The 15,295-nt window shown below is 71.5% G+C and carries 14 protein-coding genes and 1 tRNA gene; 2 read left to right on the forward strand and 13 right to left on the reverse strand.

Annotated features, from left to right (window positions below; genetic code table 11):
• The 6 genes from ACFYYH_RS21555 to ACFYYH_RS21580 form a co-directional block, all read right to left on the reverse strand.
• The gene (locus ACFYYH_RS21555; RefSeq protein ID WP_388553309.1) at positions 1 to 507 is read right to left on the reverse strand and encodes a DUF5949 family protein; all 507 of its coding nucleotides are present in this window, start codon (positions 505 to 507) and stop codon (positions 1 to 3) included.
• Positions 508 to 810: 303 nt separating this feature from the next.
• Positions 811 to 1,248, reverse strand: a complete 438-nt coding sequence (locus ACFYYH_RS21560; RefSeq protein WP_388553312.1) for a hypothetical protein — start codon at positions 1,246 to 1,248, stop codon at positions 811 to 813.
• Positions 1,249 to 1,309: 61 nt separating this feature from the next.
• Complete coding sequence (locus ACFYYH_RS21565; RefSeq protein WP_388553314.1) at positions 1,310 to 3,091, reverse strand: hypothetical protein; 1,782 nt, start codon at positions 3,089 to 3,091, stop codon at positions 1,310 to 1,312.
• Between the two features lie 236 nt (positions 3,092 to 3,327).
• Positions 3,328 to 4,407 (reverse strand): WxL protein peptidoglycan domain-containing protein, encoded by a 1,080-nt coding sequence (locus tag ACFYYH_RS21570; protein ID WP_388553316.1) that lies wholly within the window; start codon positions 4,405 to 4,407, stop codon positions 3,328 to 3,330.
• Positions 4,408 to 4,482: 75 nt separating this feature from the next.
• Entirely contained in the window at positions 4,483 to 6,459 is a 1,977-nt protein-coding gene (locus ACFYYH_RS21575) for a fibronectin type III domain-containing protein (RefSeq protein ID WP_388553318.1), read from the reverse strand.
• A 123-nt stretch (positions 6,460 to 6,582) separates the two neighbouring features.
• Complete coding sequence (locus ACFYYH_RS21580; protein WP_388553320.1) at positions 6,583 to 7,791, reverse strand: HupE/UreJ family protein; 1,209 nt, start codon at positions 7,789 to 7,791, stop codon at positions 6,583 to 6,585.
• A 172-nt stretch (positions 7,792 to 7,963) separates the two neighbouring features.
• Here ACFYYH_RS21580 and ACFYYH_RS21585 point away from each other — a divergent pair, with 172 nt between their 5' ends.
• Positions 7,964 to 8,635: a hypothetical protein gene (locus tag ACFYYH_RS21585; protein WP_388553322.1), complete on the forward strand. Its 672-nt coding sequence runs from the start codon at positions 7,964 to 7,966 to the stop codon at positions 8,633 to 8,635.
• A gap of 158 nt (positions 8,636 to 8,793) precedes the next feature.
• On the opposite strand, the gene ACFYYH_RS21590 is transcribed toward ACFYYH_RS21585, so the two are convergent.
• The 7 genes from ACFYYH_RS21590 to galU form a co-directional block, all read right to left on the reverse strand.
• A tRNA-Ala gene (locus ACFYYH_RS21590) sits at positions 8,794 to 8,867 on the reverse strand.
• An 84-nt stretch (positions 8,868 to 8,951) separates the two neighbouring features.
• Positions 8,952 to 10,076, reverse strand: coding sequence for a gephyrin-like molybdotransferase receptor GlpR (gene glpR / locus ACFYYH_RS21595; RefSeq protein ID WP_388553324.1), 1,125 nt, complete (start codon positions 10,074 to 10,076; stop codon positions 8,952 to 8,954).
• Between the two features lie 142 nt (positions 10,077 to 10,218).
• Positions 10,219 to 10,842, reverse strand: a complete 624-nt coding sequence (locus tag ACFYYH_RS21600; RefSeq protein WP_388553326.1) for a GNAT family N-acetyltransferase — start codon at positions 10,840 to 10,842, stop codon at positions 10,219 to 10,221.
• Positions 10,839 to 11,414, reverse strand: a complete 576-nt coding sequence (locus ACFYYH_RS21605; RefSeq protein ID WP_388553329.1) for a molybdenum cofactor biosynthesis protein B — start codon at positions 11,412 to 11,414, stop codon at positions 10,839 to 10,841. Before ACFYYH_RS21605 ends, ACFYYH_RS21600 begins: the two co-directional genes overlap by 4 nt.
• A complete protein-coding gene (moaC, locus tag ACFYYH_RS21610; RefSeq protein WP_388553332.1) occupies positions 11,411 to 11,971 on the reverse strand; it encodes a cyclic pyranopterin monophosphate synthase MoaC in 561 nt (186 codons plus the stop codon). The genes ACFYYH_RS21605 and moaC overlap by 4 nt, the downstream gene beginning before the upstream one ends.
• A 71-nt stretch (positions 11,972 to 12,042) precedes the next feature.
• Entirely contained in the window at positions 12,043 to 13,377 is a 1,335-nt protein-coding gene (gene glp, locus ACFYYH_RS21615) for a gephyrin-like molybdotransferase Glp (protein ID WP_388553334.1), read from the reverse strand.
• A gap of 3 nt (positions 13,378 to 13,380) precedes the next feature.
• A complete protein-coding gene (galU, locus tag ACFYYH_RS21620) occupies positions 13,381 to 14,301 on the reverse strand; it encodes a UTP--glucose-1-phosphate uridylyltransferase GalU (RefSeq protein WP_388553336.1) in 921 nt (306 codons plus the stop codon).
• Between the two features lie 93 nt (positions 14,302 to 14,394).
• Between galU and ACFYYH_RS21625 the strand changes: the two genes are divergently transcribed.
• Positions 14,395 to 15,054, forward strand: coding sequence for a 5-formyltetrahydrofolate cyclo-ligase (locus ACFYYH_RS21625; RefSeq protein ID WP_388553338.1), 660 nt, complete (start codon positions 14,395 to 14,397; stop codon positions 15,052 to 15,054).
• The last annotated feature ends 241 nt before the right edge of the window (positions 15,055 to 15,295 follow it).

A 15,295-nucleotide genomic window follows, 5' to 3' on the forward strand; every position in this document is an offset into this window, starting at 1 on the left:
TCAGCCGCGCAGACTGCGGACCGGTACGAGACAGTGCGCGGCCTCCGCGAGCATTTCCGCGTCCCCGACAAAGGCACGCAGCCGCTCCTCGGTCATCGGCCTGCCCGGAGCGCCGTCCGGCCAGGGACGGACGGCGACCATGAAATAGATCTGTCCGTGATCCCGCGCGTCCTGTTCCCACTCCGGCGGAACGGCGCACTGGGCATTCAGATAGGGCATGGTCAGTACCGCTCGCTGGGCCTCCACCAGCAGCTTGACGGGGATGTGGGGCGCGTGCGCGACATCGACCAGATCGCCGCCGGGACGCAGCCCGATCTCACGGAGGACCGACCTCATCGCCTCCTCGCCGGCCTCGGGACCGCCCCGGCCGTCACCGAGCGAATAGGCAAGCAGAAAAGGCGCGTTGCGCTCGCTGCTGGAGGAATCGGTGGTCCAGGGAATCACCGAGAGGGTGCCCAGAAGCGGCGCGTACCGAGCGCTGCCCGACGCGGTATGGGAAGAGGTCATGTTCCGGCACAGTAGTGGCCCACGGAGAATTTCCGTGAGTCCGCTTCACCCGCGTGGGCTAACGCTCCGGCGACTTCCGCATATCGACGCGGATATCGACGCGGCCCTTTCGTTCCCCAGTACGAGCGTACGAGCATTCTTCCTCTCTCCCTTGCGGGAAAGGGGAGTTGCGGCATTCCGGCCGGAGGGCGGTACGGGAACGGGCCGGTCGCCCGGCCTGTTCACGGGCCGGGCGACCGGCCCGTGAACAGACACCCTTGAACAGACACCCGTGAACAGACGTCCGTGAGCGGACTCCTGCGATCAGACGCCGGTGATCGCCCGGATGCTCTCCTGCACGGCGGCCACCAGGCCGAGCAGCGCCGTCGCGTTGCCCACGGCGGTACGCAGCCGCTCCAGGCGTCCGGCGATCCGCTCCTGGTCCACCTCGCCGCCGGAGGCGAGTTCCTCCTCCAGTTCCTGTGCGGCCGCCCTGGCTTCCCGCCTCCGCTCGGCGGGGAGGAGGTCCATGTCCGGCCCCGTCGCCGTGTCCGCTCCGGGGTCCGGCTCGTCCAGACGGCGCCTGAGTTCGGCGATCGTCTCCAGGGCCGCCCGTACGGCCTCGGCGCTCACGGCGGCCGGGTCCGCCCCCGTGTGGTGCGTGGTCGCCGTCGCTCCCCGGCCCGCCGCCAGCGCGCTGTCGCGCACCTGTGCGTTGCCACCGAGCACGATGCCTTCGTTCACCTGCGGGCCCTCGCCCATGGGACACCCTCCCCGTTCGTCCGACATGTCGTGCGACGTGCGATCCGGCTCCGCCGCCTCATCAGCCCGCCGCGGCCGCCGTGCCCGCCGGGCCGTGTCCGCCACCCCCGCCGAGGCCACCCCCGACACCCGTGGTCATGGCGGCCGCCCCGGCTCCGGCGGCGACGCTGCCGGTCATGGAACCGCCGTACATCATCACGCCGTTGTTCAGGATCGTCGTCCTGCGGGCGTCCAGATCGCTGGTGTCCAGACCGTGGTCCGCGAGGAAGTTCATGACGGAACCGAGCACCTGGAGCTCGACCTGCTTGCCCGCCCTGGTCACATCCACGAACTGGAAGAAGTTGCGGTAGTCGGGGGACGCGGCGACCTCCCGCAGACTGAGGGCCGCGCCGTAGTCGTACCGCGCGTCGTGGCGGATGGCCCAGCGCTGTTCCTCCTCCCACCGCCGCTGCCTCTTGGCCGCGCCCAGTTCCCCGATGACATGCGACACGGAGGCCATGGACACGGCGCCGGCGGCGAGCAGTGCCTCGCCGACCTTGCGCCACCTCTCCTCGTCGCCCTCCACGGCGCCGAGCGAGTCGGCCACCCGGTACTCCTCCCTGACCGGCGGCAGCACCCTGGTGTCCGACTGGAGGTAGAGCGTCCCGCCGTTCACCGCGACCTGGACGAAGACGGTGAGCACCAGATCCGTGCCCCAGCTGCGGATCTGCACGGACAGACAGTGCCGGACCGGGCCGTCGATACGTCCTCGTACGGACTCGACGGTCTTCTGCGGCAGGTGGTCCGTGGGGCGCCTCCGGCCGGGACCCCCTCCCGCGCCCGGCCAGATCTCGGCGCCGCGGAGCAGTTTGGTGTTCCGCACCTCCGAGCCGTGCACGAAGACCTTCTCCCGCACCTCCATGCCCGCGATACCGTCCGCCGAGGCCGGGGACTGGGCGCGCAGCTCCAGCAGATCGGCGCTGAGCCGCTCCACCAGCGCGGAGGATCTGAACGGCACCGCAGGCGGCTTCACGGCGGTGCCCGGGGTCGAGCCCTTCGGTACCAGACGGGTGGCGAACGACCAGGAGCTGGCCTCCACTCCGGACCCGACGAACGGCGAGAAACCGCTGTAGACGATCAGATTGGTGTCATCGGCCGCCTCGCCGCCGACCAGATCGGAGCCGGGCCGCAGCCATTCCCTGACCACCTTCCAGGCCGCCTCGCGCTGCCGGTGGACGCAGTACCAGGGGACACCGATCAGCAGGACCAGGCCCAGCGCGAAGGACGCGAGGCCCGGCAGCGACCAGAGCACGAACTGGCCGATCCAGCAGGCCGTGAACAGCAGGACGACCTGGAGGACCAGCGGGGCCAGGATGGCCGAGAGCACGGTGTCCGAGGGCTTGCTCAGATGCACGGGGCCTGCCGACCCGGCCGGATGGCGCCCCTGCGGGGGCAGGCGCCGGTAGAACTTCCCGCCCAGGAACGTCGACAGGAAGCCGTAGACGAGGGTGGCCACGGGCGACAGGACCAGCGAGAGCAGAAACGCCGTGGCGACGGACCGGTCCCGTACCCGCAGATCACGGAGGGATTCGTCGGCGTGCCGGCGCACATGGTCGAGGTCGACCCCGTACGAGGGGGCCCGCGCCTTGATCTTCTCCTGGCGCATCTCGTTCACCACGAGGCGCGCGAAGCCCTCGTAGAGGCGTACTCCGGTGCACATGTAGCGCGTGGCCGCGTTCTGGTCCTCGGGGACCTGGGGCGTCGGAACCCCGGTGGAGTCCTCCGGGTCCCCCGGCTGCCGCGGCAGGCGCGACGCGCTGCCTTCCCCGATGCCCTGGCCGCGGTCCGCGGATGGCGTGGTCATATTGTTCCCCCTTTTGATCCTCCTCACTGTGCCGCGCCTCATGCGCCTCGCACAGGCGAAATCACCTCAACTCCCCGGCGCATAGGCACATTGGCGGGCGCGCAAGGGGGCGCGGCGCCCTGCCCGGACAGGGCGGTCGCGGTCGGCCCGTCCGTCGTCGCGGGCCCGTGGACACGGACCGCCGGTCGACACGGACCGCCGGTCGACACGGCCGGCCCGTCGACGCGGGCGGGTGGTCAGCCCGTCCGCGTCGTCCGGTCGCGGAGTGCCTGCTCGACGGCGTCCTGTACGCGTGCGTCCTCCCGCAGCGCGCGCCGTACGCGGCCCCGGCGCCGGAGAACGAGCGCCCCGACGACCACGGCGACCAGGACGACGACCAGCAGCAACAGCGTCCACGGGACGGCCCAGCCGTGCGCCGTGGCCTCGACCGGCTTGAGTGGGGTGGTGGAGCCCGACGCCTCGGTGAGCACGGGCGTGAGGGTCGCGGTCGCGGCCAGGCTGACTCCGGGCGCCACGCCGTGCACGGGCACCTTCACCTTCCACTTCTCACCCGGAAGCAGTTCCGGCGGCGGGGCGATGTCGCCCGCCTCGGCCCGCAGCCACCCGAACGGGCCGGAGACGGAGACCGCCTGCCGGGCCGACAGGATGGCGTTGCCGGTGTTGTGGATCGTGTACGTGACGGTGGCGTCGCCCGTGGCGAACGGGTCGAACGTGCCGGCGTAGTCCACATGAAGGTCCTCGACCGCGAGGGCCGGCCTGAGTTCCCCGCTGACCCGCAGCTTGACGCGGATACCGAGGCGCCGGTCCACATTGATGCCCTCGGCCTCGTCGGACTGCTTCAGGGAGGTGAGGATGCCGCCCACATAGTCGCCCGGCGTGGCGTTGGCGGGGACACCGACCGTGAAGGGGACCTCGACGGACTTTCCGGGCTTGACCACGACGCTGCCGCTCCGGGCCCGGACCCAGGCGCCGACGCCGACGGACCTGGTGCCCTTGGTGAGCAGGTCGAGCTGGCCCGTGTCGGTCGTATAGCCGTCGGCGGCGTAGACGGCGAGTTCGAGCGGGGACGTGCCGTGGTTGGCGACGACCATGGCGTCCTTGAGCTGTCCGCCGGGGTTGACGGCGTAGCTGAAGCTGGATCGGTCGTCGCCGTAGCTGTTGGCGGCCGTCCTGACCGTCCAGGTGACGTCGCCGTCGGCGGCCAGAGCCGGGCCGGCGGACAGGCCGGCGGTCGCGAGGGCCAGGAGCAGGGCCAGGGCGACGGTACGGACGAGGGCGGTGACGCGGGTCTTCCGGGGCGGTACGGACGTGTGCATGTCGAGGTTCTCCTGGAACGGAAGGCGGGGCAGGCCACCCGAAGGCGCCTGCCCCGCCGGGTGGAACGGGTCCGGTCAGCTGCTCAGCGCGGTGATCGTGAGCGTGGCGCGGTAGCCACCCTTCTCGACGCTGTCCGGGATCTTCAGATCCAGGTCGGAGCCCAGCTTGGCCGTGCCCCGGGCGTGGCCCTGCTCGGCAGAACCGAGGCCGCGCGAGACGGACAGGCCCTTGCCCTGGTCGTCGAAGCCGGAGACCACCGGCGCGCCGGCCTTGGCACCGGCGCCGGCCACGAGCACGCGCGGCGTCCAGCCGAGGTAGGAGCCGGAGAACGTCTTGTCGGCGTCCTTGAAGTCACCCACGTTGGCCGAGATCGACCACGGGGCGAGCGAGCGGCGGCTGTCCGAGACGACGATCGGGTTGATCTTGCCGTCCGCCTCGAAGTGGTTGCCGTCGCGCTCCTCGGCGGTGCCGAGGTCCACCAGGCCGTTGTAGCCGTCGATCGTCCAGCCGAACTCGCCCGGAGCCGCGTTCGGCACGTTGACCTGGAGGTCCTGGCTGTCGCCGTGGTACGGGTGCACCGAGACCTTGTCGACGAGCGAGCCGACCGGCTGGTCGGCCGGCGTGTTGTTGCACCAGTTGCCGCGCTCGACGGCCGCGTTCGGGGCGGCGCAGGTGCCGCTGCGGACGTTCTCGACGACCAGCTTGTCGTTGCGCACCTGGACCTTGACGTAGGTGCGGACGTGCTCCTGGTTCTGGACCGAGTTGTACCAGTAGCTGTCCGGGTTCAGCGGGTCCGCGCCATTGCCGGCACCGCTCGTGCCGCTGCTGTCCGGCTGCGTGATGTCGTAGTACTTCGAGCCCGAGGCGGAGTTCGCCGTGACGTAGAGGACGCCGCCGGGACCGGGGTACACATCGGCGGCACCGGGCTGCTCGGCCGGGTTCGCCTTCTCACCGTTCTTGATCAGGTAGCTGCGCGAGTAGCTGTGGTCGTGGCCCTGGAGCACCAGGTCGACGCCGAGCTTGGAAAACGTTGTCGGGAAGTCGACCCGGCGGACCTTGTTGTCGGAGTCCTTGGCGTGGTCGGCCGGCGAGTAGATCGAGTGGTGGTAGACGAGGACCTTCCACTTGGCCTCGGTACCGTGCTGGTTGATGACGTCGCTCACGTACTTGATGTGCGCCGCGTCACCGCCGCCGCCCTGGGAGGTGGCGTAGCTGTTGCTGTTGAGGTCGATGAACAGCACATCCTTGTAGATGTACCAGTAGTCACCGCCGGACGTGTTGGACGCCGGGTTCCCGTTGGAGTACAGCGGGCCCGAGCGGTCCGTGTTCGGGGTGGAGAAGTGCTGCTCGTAGGCCTTGCCGCCGACGTCGTGGTTGCCGATGGTGGCGGCCCACGGGTACTGACGCAGCTTGTCGGGGGCCAGGAAGGAGTTCCACTGGGACTCGTTGTTGGCGCTCTCGACCTGGTCACCGCCCGACACCAGGAGTTCGGCGTTCGGGTTGGCCGTCAGCGAGACGTCCACGGTGTCCTGCCAGCCGGCCTGGTCCTTCGCCAGGTCGCCGGAGGAGCCGATCTGCGGGTCGCCGTAGAACAGGAAGTCGTAGTCGCCCTCGAAGTCCTGCGTCTTGAAGGAGTACGCCGAGGACCAGTTGCCCTCGGTGCCGACACGGTAGGAGTACGCCGTGTGCTCCTTGAGGCCGGTGATCGTCGCGTGGCGGTTGAAGCCGCCGCTGGTGGCGATGTTCGCCCCGCCGATGGCGTCGAAGGTGGCGGCGCCGGCGGGGAACCCGCCGTTGACGAGCTCCGCGGTCGGGGCGACCTGGAGCTGCTGCGCGGTGTCGGCGGAGGAGTACCACGTCACGGTCCGCTGGGACTCGTTGGCGCCCACACCGAGGATGATGCCGGTGAGCGTGGCGGGCTCGGCGGCGGCCGCGGGGGATGCCAGACCGCCCCCGAAGGCCACGGTCAGGCCCAGGACTACCGCCGTGACCCCTGTGGCCACGCGGCGCCGCACAGGCCCGGAGGTCTGTGTGGAGGTGCTCAATTTCATGAGTTTTTCGTTCCTTTGTGCACGAGGGGTGCATGAATAGCGATTTAAGGTCTCGCCGCTGGGTGAACCGGCCGCAAATAACGTGTAGGGGGCAGCTGAACTTCCGAGAGGTCTGACTCGGCCTCAGACCCTGAACAGCCGTTGCGCGAACCAGATAAGCCCCATAACGGACACACCGGCGGAGATCGCTCCGGTCGCCCAGAGGCCGGCCGTCGGCGAACGGCGCCGCACCACGGTCAGCAGGGGGAAGACGGCGGCGATGATCGCCAACTGCACGGCCTCGATGCCCACGTTGAACACCAGCAGGGACCAGAGCAGGGACCACGACCACGCGTCGTCGATGCCCAGCGCGCCCGCGAAGCCCAGGCCGTGCACCAGCCCGAAACAGAACACGACCCCGAGCCGGATCCAGCCCGCGCGGTCCAGGCTGAGGTGACCGTGTCCCGCCGTTTCGAGGTCGGCGGCCTGGTTGCCGCGCCGCCAGACCCGCCACAGGTACCAGCCGGCGACCACGGCGATCGACAGCGCGATGACGGGCTCCACGACCCTCGCGGGCACCTCGACCAGCCCGAGGGCGGCGAGCATGAACGTCACCGAGTGCGCCAGGGTGAAACTCGTGGCCGCGAGCACGATCTCCCGCAGCCGCCGTGACCCCGCGATGAGCGCCAGCAGGAACAGGATGTGGTCGATCCCGGTCAGCAGGTGCTCGGCGCCCAGACGGAAGAACTCCCAGAACCGCTCGTACCACGACTGACCGAACGAGAACGACGGATGGCCGGCGTCGAGCGCGGCGCTGCCCGAGCGGCCGTCGATCTCGTAGGTGACGATCGTCTTGGTGCCGGTGACGTACGTCTCGGCGTCGGGGAACAGTCCGCTGCGCAGCTCGTGGTCGTCGCCCGTGGCGGGGCAGTCCCAGTCCAGCAGCAGACCGGCGTACGGTACGCCCTCCCGCCTGCTCATCCTGAAGTTGCCGACCTGTGACGGCGTGCAGGCCTGGCCGCCCGAGGTGACCGAGAGACGCTCGGTGGCATACGTGACGACCGACCGCGCGTGGGAATTGAGCGCCGCGGCCTGCTCGCCGGTGTCACCGGCGTCGAACGCGTCGGTCCCCGCCCGGAAGAGGGGATCGTCGTCCTCGTAGTCGGCGGCGGAGACGACCAGGAGGTCGTACTCCAGCTCCAGCATCGTCCGTATATGACCCTCTTCGCCCGCGGTGGCGTGGAGGTACACGGTCGATGTGAACCCGTGGGCGGACGCCGACTGGCCGGCGCCCAGGAAAGCGATCAGTACCGCAGTGATCCCGACGAGGGTGCGGCGGACCCGTGGTGACATGTGGCTCCTTGAGGTTGCCAGTGCACGCTGCATGTCACGGGTGAACACGATCCGACCCATTGGCGAATTGCGGAAAAACAAGCGCGATAACGACACCCTTGGAGGAAGAGGGCAGGAAATCAGATAGGAGGATGTAGGCGCACCATCCACCACCACTCGGAGGACGATCGCCTTGCGCCCCCACCTTCGGGCCGTCGCCACGCTGGCCGCGGCCGCCGCGCTGGTCACCGGATGCGGCTCCGGCGACGACTGGGCAGAGCCGCACCCCAAGCCCACCGCCATCGGCACGCTCGGCCCGGAGTTCATCGACCCCGCCGCGCCGCCCGCCCCGGAGGCGACCGCCACACCCCGGCCCGGCTCCTGGGCCGGGGTCCACCCGTCGAAGGACTACCGGGTGGTGCTGCTCACCTCGGGGGACGACCGTCCGACCAAGGCCCTGGTGAAGGCGGTGAAGGACTGGGCCGAGGAGGAGCATGTCGACCTCAGAACGGTGGTCGCGGACGCCCCGTCCGATCTCCTCCCCAGCATCACCAAGGCGCTCGGGATGGCCCCCGACCTGATCGTCAGCGCGGGCAACGACCTTGTCGACCCCCTGGCGACGGTGACCCCGAACCACCTCTCGCAGCCGTTCCTCGTCGTGGGCGCGGAACTGGCCGAGCCCACCGACAACGTCACGGCGGTCGACTGGTCCGGCGCGTCGTTCCGCGGCGAAGGGCTCGGCATGTCCTCGACGTACAACCCCGCCACCTTCACCCCCGCCCGCTGCGCGGCCGCCATCAGAGCCGGCGCCGCGGCCGTACTCCACGACCTGACCGGCATCGTGATCTGGCTGGACGACTTCTGAGGCCACCCGCAACGGCCGTTCAAAGGCGGACGCACCCGGACGGCGAGACCACCGGGGCCGTTCGCCTCCCGGCAAACGACAAGATCCCGGTCAGACGGTGACCGTCTGACCGGGATCTCATGAACCGCTCCGGGGTGAACCCGCGAACGGCCTTGCGGTGGACCTGAGGGGATTTGAACCCCTGACCCCCTCGATGCGAACGAGGTGCGCTACCAGTCTGCGCCACAGGCCCTTGCAACGAGTGAAACCTTAGCACCCCCGGCGCCGTGCTCGGAAATCAGTTGGGGCCGGTCACGGGCGGCGGGGCGGGGCGGAGCTACTCGTTCGCGGCGCGGGGGCGGGACTCTTCGTCGTACTGGTCGAAGAGGGGGGTTCTGCCGCGCTCGCGGGGGCGGCGGGGGGCGGGCGGGCGCTGGGGGGCGGGGGCCTCCGGGGCGGGTTCCGCGGTGGAGGAGCGGGCCGCGCTCCAGGTCTCCGGGTCGCCCACCTCGACGCCGCTGGTGGCGCGCGGGGCCACCGGGGCCGTGACATAGGTGGGGAGCGGGACCGGTACCGGCTCCCAGCTCTCACCGCTCGCCGCCGGGCCGCGCTCGCGCTGCTGGTCCACCCACTCCGCGTGGTCGGTCTGCTCGACCAGGGCGCGCCGGCCGGCCTCCTGCGGGGAGACCGTGGGCTCGGGTTCCGGTTCGGGGCGGGGTTCGGGCTCCTCGTCGGGTTCGCCGACGGTGGCCGTCGAGGGCTGATGCCGGCGCGGGCGGTTCTCGCGGAGCCGCTGCGCGGCGGCCTCGGCCCGGCGCCGGTCCATCGTGAACGCGAAACGGCGCCGCTCCTGGGCGCGCAGATGCACGATGTACGTACTCAGGAGTATGGCCGGGACCGCCGGTGCCCAGAGGAAGCCGAGACCGCCGACCGCCGCGACGATCGTGCCCAGCGTGAAGGCGAGGAAGAGGATCACGGTGGTACGCCGGCGGCGCGCCAGGACCTGGAGGCGCTGCGCGCGCCGGGCACGCTCCGCCGCGGCGCCCGAGGGCCGTGCGCGCCGGGCGGGTCCGGAGGCGCGCGCCGGACGTGCCGGGGCGGGCCGGGGTGCCTGGCGCGACGGTGCGGACCTGGCCGGCGCGGGGATGTCCGCGCGGATCTCCACCCGGGCCTCCGTGCGGGCCGGGGGCGCGGCGAAGGCCCGGACGTCGACGGAGCTCATCGACTCCGTGCCGGCGTCCGTGTCCTCGTCGGACCCCGCCTCCTCGGCGGCGCGCCCCCGCAGTTCCTTGGCGTAACGGCGCTCCATGGCCGCCCTTCCGGACAGCAGCCGGATGGCGGTACTGAAGCGCTCCGTCGGACGTGCCTCATTCAGCTCGTCCTGCCTGCGGAGCCACATCGGCACCAAGTAGGCGGCCCAGGCCCCGACGATGACTGCGTAGATGAGGCCGCTGCTGCTCACGGTTCACACCGTAGAGGGGTTCGCACGAGGGCATCGGCCAATTGAGCCGGTGTGTCGCACGATCTGGCTGATATCACGGACTTTTTTTGTGACTGTTCAGATCAGTTTATAGTCATATGCCGATCAATATCGAACAGATATTTCATTTTCTGGGCGTTCCCGGGCGCGCCCGCCGCCACCGTCGCAGGAGCCCGTCGGGCACCTCCTCGGCCGTGAGCACGAACACGAGATGGTCCCGCCACGCCCCGTCGATATGCAGATAGCGCGGGCGCAGCCCCTCCTCACGGAATCCGAGTTTCTCGACGACCCGGCGGCTGGGCCCGTTCTCCGGGCGAATGCAGATCTCCACGCGGTGCAGCCCGACCATACGGAAGCAGTGGTCGACGGCGAGCGCCACCGCCGTCGGCATCACCCCGCGGCCCGCGACCTCGCGGTCCACCCAGTAGCCGACGTGCCCCGAGCACATCGACCCCCAGGTGATCCCGGCGACGGTGAGCTGGCCGACCAGCCGCCCCTGGTACTCGACGACGAAGGGGAGCATCCGGCCCGCGCCCGCCTCGGCGCGCAGATGGCGGACCATCTGGCGGTACGTCGGGCGCTGGGCGACCGGGCCGCCCGGGGGCGGCGGCGGGATCGTCGCCTCCCAGGGGCGCAGCCAGTCGCGGTTGCGCCGGTTCACCTCACGCCAGGCGCGCTGGTCGCGCAGTCTTATGGGGCGGAGGGTGATGTCGCCGTCCACCAGCGTCACGGGCCAGGTGGGGTTCATCCGGAGGTACGGGGGTGATCGCCGCCGTGGATCTGGTCCACGGCGTGGACGAGCAGCCGGCCGAGCACGGCGAGACCGTCGCGGACCCCGCCGGCCGAGCCCGGCAGGTTCACGATCAGGGTCCGCCCGGCCACCCCGGCCACGCCCCGGGACAGCGCGGCGGTCGGGACCTTCACGGCGCCCTCGGCGCGGATCGCCTCGGGGATGCCGGGGACCTCGTGGTCGAGCAGGCGCCGGGTGACGTCGGCGGTGCGGTCCGTCGGGGAGATGCCCGTACCACCGGTGGTCACGATGACGTCGTACGCGGCGGCGACGCCCGCGCGCAGGGCCCGTTCGACGGGCTCCCCGTCGGGGACGACCTCCGGTCCGTCGACCGAGAAGCCCAGCGCGGTCAGGCCCTGGGCGAGGATCGGGCCGCCCGTGTCGGCGTAGACGCCGGCGGCGGCGCGGTTCGACGCGGTGACGACCAGCGCGCGATAGCTCCTCGGCCGCCCCGGGCCGTCGGCGCCGGGGGTGCCGGGGGTGCCGCCGGGGGCGGTGTCCCGGGGGCCCTCGCCCGTGTGCGCGTTCATGACGCGTCCCCGTCCGCCTCACCGCGCGCCGCGTCGCCGGGTGTCTCCGGGCGCGTCCAGTGACCGGATCTGCCGCCGGTCTTCTCCTCGACCCGTACGTCCGTGATGACCGCGCCCTTGTCCACCGCCTTCACCATGTCGACCAGGGTGAGCGCGGCGACCGAGACGGCGGTCAGGGCCTCCATCTCGACGCCCGTGCGGTCCGTGGTCCGTACCGTCGCGAGGATCTCGACGGCGTCGTCCGCGACCGCCAGGTCGAGCGTGACACCCGAGACGGCCAGCGGATGGCAGAGCGGAATCAGCTCGGGGGTCCGCTTCGCGCCCATGATGCCCGCGATTCGGGCGGTGGCGAGCGCGTCCCCCTTGGGCACTCCCCCGCCCCTGAGCAGTTCGACGACGCGAGGCGACACCAGCACGCGGCCACTGGCACGTGCGGTGCGCGCCGTGATCTCCTTCGCCGAGACGTCGACCATACGGGCCGCGCCCGACGCGTCGATATGCGTCAGGTGGCCCTGCTGAGGCGGTCCGGGGGTCTCCCCCCGGGAAAACACGGTCATTGGCTGTGGCGCTCCCGGTCCCGGCCCGTCAGGGCCTGTGTGGGCAGACACGGTACCGCCACATGGGGTCATCAGCCGATCAGGACCACATCGACGTCCGTGCCCGGCTCGACCGAGACGGAGTCCTCGGGAACGACGATCAGCGCGTCGGCGTGGGCGAGTGCGGCGACCAGGTGGGATCCGGTGCCGCCGACGGGGGTGACCGAGCCCGTCCCCGCGTCGTACGCACCGCGCAGGAACTGGCGGCGGCCGGCCGGTGACGCGAGCGGCCTGTCCGCCGTGAGCGTGGCGCGGACCGTCGGCCGGTGCACGTCGTCCAGGCCCATCAGCCTGCGGATCGCGGGCCGTACGAACAGCTCGAAGGAGACGTACGACGAGACCGGGTTCCCCGGCAGGGCGAGCAGCGGGGTGTGCTCCCGGCCGATCGAGCCGAAGCCCTGCGGCTTGCCCGGCTGCATGGCGAGCTTGCGGAAATCGACTCCCCCGCCGTCCTCGTCCTCGTCACCGACGGAGGAGAGCGCCTCCTTGACGACGTCGTACGCCCCGACACTGACGCCGCCCGTGGTGACCACCATGTCGGCGCGGATGAGCTGGTCCTCGATGGTGGCGCGCAGGGTGTCCGCGTCATCGGTGACGGCGCCCACCCGGTAGGCGATCGCACCCGCGTCCCTGGCCGCGGCGGTGAGCGCGAAGCTGTTGGAGTCGTAGATCTGTCCCTCGCCGAGCTGCTCGCCGGGCTGGATCAGTTCGCTGCCGGTGGAGAGCACGACCACGCGCGGGCGCGGCCGGACCCGGACCGAACCGCGGCCGATGGCCGCCAGCAGCCCGATCTGCGGCGGGCCCAGGACCGTACCGGCCGCCAGGGCCAGATCACCGGCCCGCACATCGCTGCCCTGGGAGCGGACATGGCCCCCGGCCCCGACCGGGCGGTACACCCGGACCTCGCCGCCGGCTCCGCCGGGGCTCTCGCCGGCCGGGCGCATGGAGGTGGCCAGCCCGCCGCCCGCCCCGCCGTCGGTCCACTCCACCGGGACGACGGCCTCGGCGCCGGGCGGCAGCGCGGCACCGGTCATGATCCGGGCGGTCTGCCCGGGGCCGACCTCGGGGAGGACACCGCTGCCCGCCGCGACATCGCCGATGACGGTCAGCACGGCGGGGAACTCCTCGGTGGCGCCCGCGACATCGACCGTACGGACCGCGTAGCCGTCCATGGAGCTGTTGTCGAACGGCGGCAGTGCCACCGGCACCGTGACGTCCTCCACGAGCACGCACCCCTGCGCGTCGAGCAGTTGCAGCTCGATGGGGTCGAGCGGGTGCACCGCGGTCAGGATGTCCGCGAGATGGTCGTCCACCGACCAGAGCCGCTCATGGCCGTGGGCCGGTGCCGATTCCGCCGTACTGCTCACGTACTACATCTCCTCGCCGACGTAACTGCGCAGCCAGGCCCGGAAGTCCGGGCCCAGGTCCTCACGTTCGCATGCGAGTCTGACAATGGCACGCAGATAGTCGCCGCGGTCACCGGTGTCATAGCGGCGGCCCTTGAAGACCACACCGTGGACCGGGCCGCCGACCTTCTCGTCGGCGGAGAGCTGCTGGAGGGCGTCGGTGAGCTGGATCTCACCCCCGCGGCCCGGCTCGGTCGTGCGCAGTATGCCGAAGACGGCGGGGTCGAGGACATAGCGGCCGATGATCGCGTAGCTGCTGGGCGCGTCGGCGGCGTCCGGCTTCTCGACCAGGTCGTGCACCTTGACCACGTCCGCGTCGCGCGTGGGCTCGACCGCGGCGCATCCGTACAGATGGATCTGCGACGGGTCGACCTCCATGAGGGCAACGACGCTGCCGCCCTCACGCTCCTGGATCTCGACCATACGGGCCAGCAGCGGGTCACGCGGGTCGATCAGGTCGTCGCCCAGCAGGACCGCGAAGGGCTGGTCGCCGACGTGCGGGGCCGCGCACAGCACGGCGTGGCCGAGGCCCCTGGGGTCGCCCTGGCGGACGTAGTGCATGGTGGCGAGGTCGCTGGACTCCTGGACCTTGGCGAGGCGTTCGACGTCTCCCTTGCGGGTGAGCGCCTCCTCCAGTTCGTAGTTCCGGTCGAAGTGGTCCTCAAGAGGACGCTTGTTGCGGCCGGTCACCATGAGCACGTCGGAGAGCCCGGCCGCCACGGCCTCCTCGACCACGTACTGGATCGCCGGCTTGTCGACGACCGGCAGCATCTCCTTCGGAGTTGCCTTGGTGGCGGGCAGGAACCGGGTGCCCAGGCCGGCGGCGGGGATGACAGCCTTGCTGATCCTGGCGGGGCTGGTCCTGGAGGAGGGCGACTGAGTCATGCCGAACACACTATCTGCTGCATATGGGCAGAAGATGATGCTCCGGTTAACTTTCGCCCCATGCATACGCATACGAGAGGTTTGTGATGTCTGATGGGTGACGACATGCCCGGAAAGGACGCGCTGCGGAGCGAACTCCTCGCCGCGAGGGGCCTGCTGTCCGAGGAGGACGCGCGCGGTGCCGCGGCGGTTCTGGCGGGCCGCGCCCTGGATCTGCCGGAACTGGCCCGCGCCCGGACCGTCGCCGCGTATGTCTCGGTGGGGCGCGAGCCCGGGACGCGCGCGCTGCTGGACGCGCTGCGCGCGCGGGGGGTACGGGTGCTGCTGCCGGTGCTGATGGCGGACAACGACCTGGACTGGGCGCCGTACGAGGGCGCCGGACATCTGGTGCGCGCGGGACGGGGACTGCTGGAGCCGGACGGGGTACGGCTCGGCCCCGGCGCCGTCCTGGACGCGGAGGCCGTCCTGCTGCCCGGCCTCGCGGTGGACCGGCGCGGGATGCGGCTGGGCCGGGGCGGTGGCTCGTACGACCGGGTCCTCGGCCGGCTGGCCGCGGCGGGGGCCGAACCCGCCCTGACCGTCCTGCTGTACGACCACGAGGTGGTCGCGCGGGTCCCGGCGGAGCCCCATGACCGTCCCGTGCGGGCGGTGGTGACGCCGGGCGGTGTCCTGCGCTTCGGCGCCCGGACCGTACGGGCCCGGGGCGAGGGCACGCGGGACGCGCCGGACGAGCGGGGTCACCACGGCGGCTGACACCGCCCGGCGCACCGGCCCGCCGTGTGAGCCGCCGGGCGCGCGGCGCAGGCGGCACGAACGGCCCCGGCAGGAGGCACGGCACCGGTGACACAGGCGGCGTCGGCAACACCGGCGGCACGGGTGGTACCGGCGCCACGGGTGGTAGCGGCGGCCGGGCCGGGACCGTGGGGCGTCGGGTTCACCGCGTACGACCCCGGCCCGGGGGTGGTCCCCGGGCCGGAGGTCGCCGCCGATCGGC

Source organism: Streptomyces sp. NPDC002018, assembly GCF_042890865.1.
In the GTDB taxonomy this organism is placed as follows: domain Bacteria; phylum Actinomycetota; class Actinomycetes; order Streptomycetales; family Streptomycetaceae; genus Streptomyces.

Excerpts from the sequence above, each read along its gene's own strand:
- ACFYYH_RS21555 (WP_388553309.1), bottom strand. The coding sequence starts at position 507 with ATGACCTCTTCCCATACCGCGTCGGGCAGCGCTCGGTACGCGCCGCTT.
- ACFYYH_RS21560 (WP_388553312.1), bottom strand. The coding sequence starts at position 1,248 with ATGGGCGAGGGCCCGCAGGTGAACGAAGGCATCGTGCTCGGTGGCAAC.
- ACFYYH_RS21565 (WP_388553314.1), bottom strand. The coding sequence starts at position 3,091 with ATGACCACGCCATCCGCGGACCGCGGCCAGGGCATCGGGGAAGGCAGC.
- ACFYYH_RS21570 (WP_388553316.1), bottom strand. The coding sequence starts at position 4,407 with ATGCACACGTCCGTACCGCCCCGGAAGACCCGCGTCACCGCCCTCGTC.
- ACFYYH_RS21575 (WP_388553318.1), bottom strand. The coding sequence starts at position 6,459 with ATGAAATTGAGCACCTCCACACAGACCTCCGGGCCTGTGCGGCGCCGC.
- ACFYYH_RS21580 (WP_388553320.1), bottom strand. The coding sequence starts at position 7,791 with ATGTCACCACGGGTCCGCCGCACCCTCGTCGGGATCACTGCGGTACTG.
- ACFYYH_RS21600 (WP_388553326.1), bottom strand. The coding sequence starts at position 10,842 with ATGAACCCCACCTGGCCCGTGACGCTGGTGGACGGCGACATCACCCTC.
- ACFYYH_RS21605 (WP_388553329.1), bottom strand. The coding sequence starts at position 11,414 with ATGAACGCGCACACGGGCGAGGGCCCCCGGGACACCGCCCCCGGCGGC.
- moaC (WP_388553332.1), bottom strand. The coding sequence starts at position 11,971 with ATGACCGTGTTTTCCCGGGGGGAGACCCCCGGACCGCCTCAGCAGGGC.
- galU (WP_388553336.1), bottom strand. The coding sequence starts at position 14,301 with ATGACTCAGTCGCCCTCCTCCAGGACCAGCCCCGCCAGGATCAGCAAG.
- ACFYYH_RS21625 (WP_388553338.1), top strand. The coding sequence starts at position 14,395 with ATGGGTGACGACATGCCCGGAAAGGACGCGCTGCGGAGCGAACTCCTC.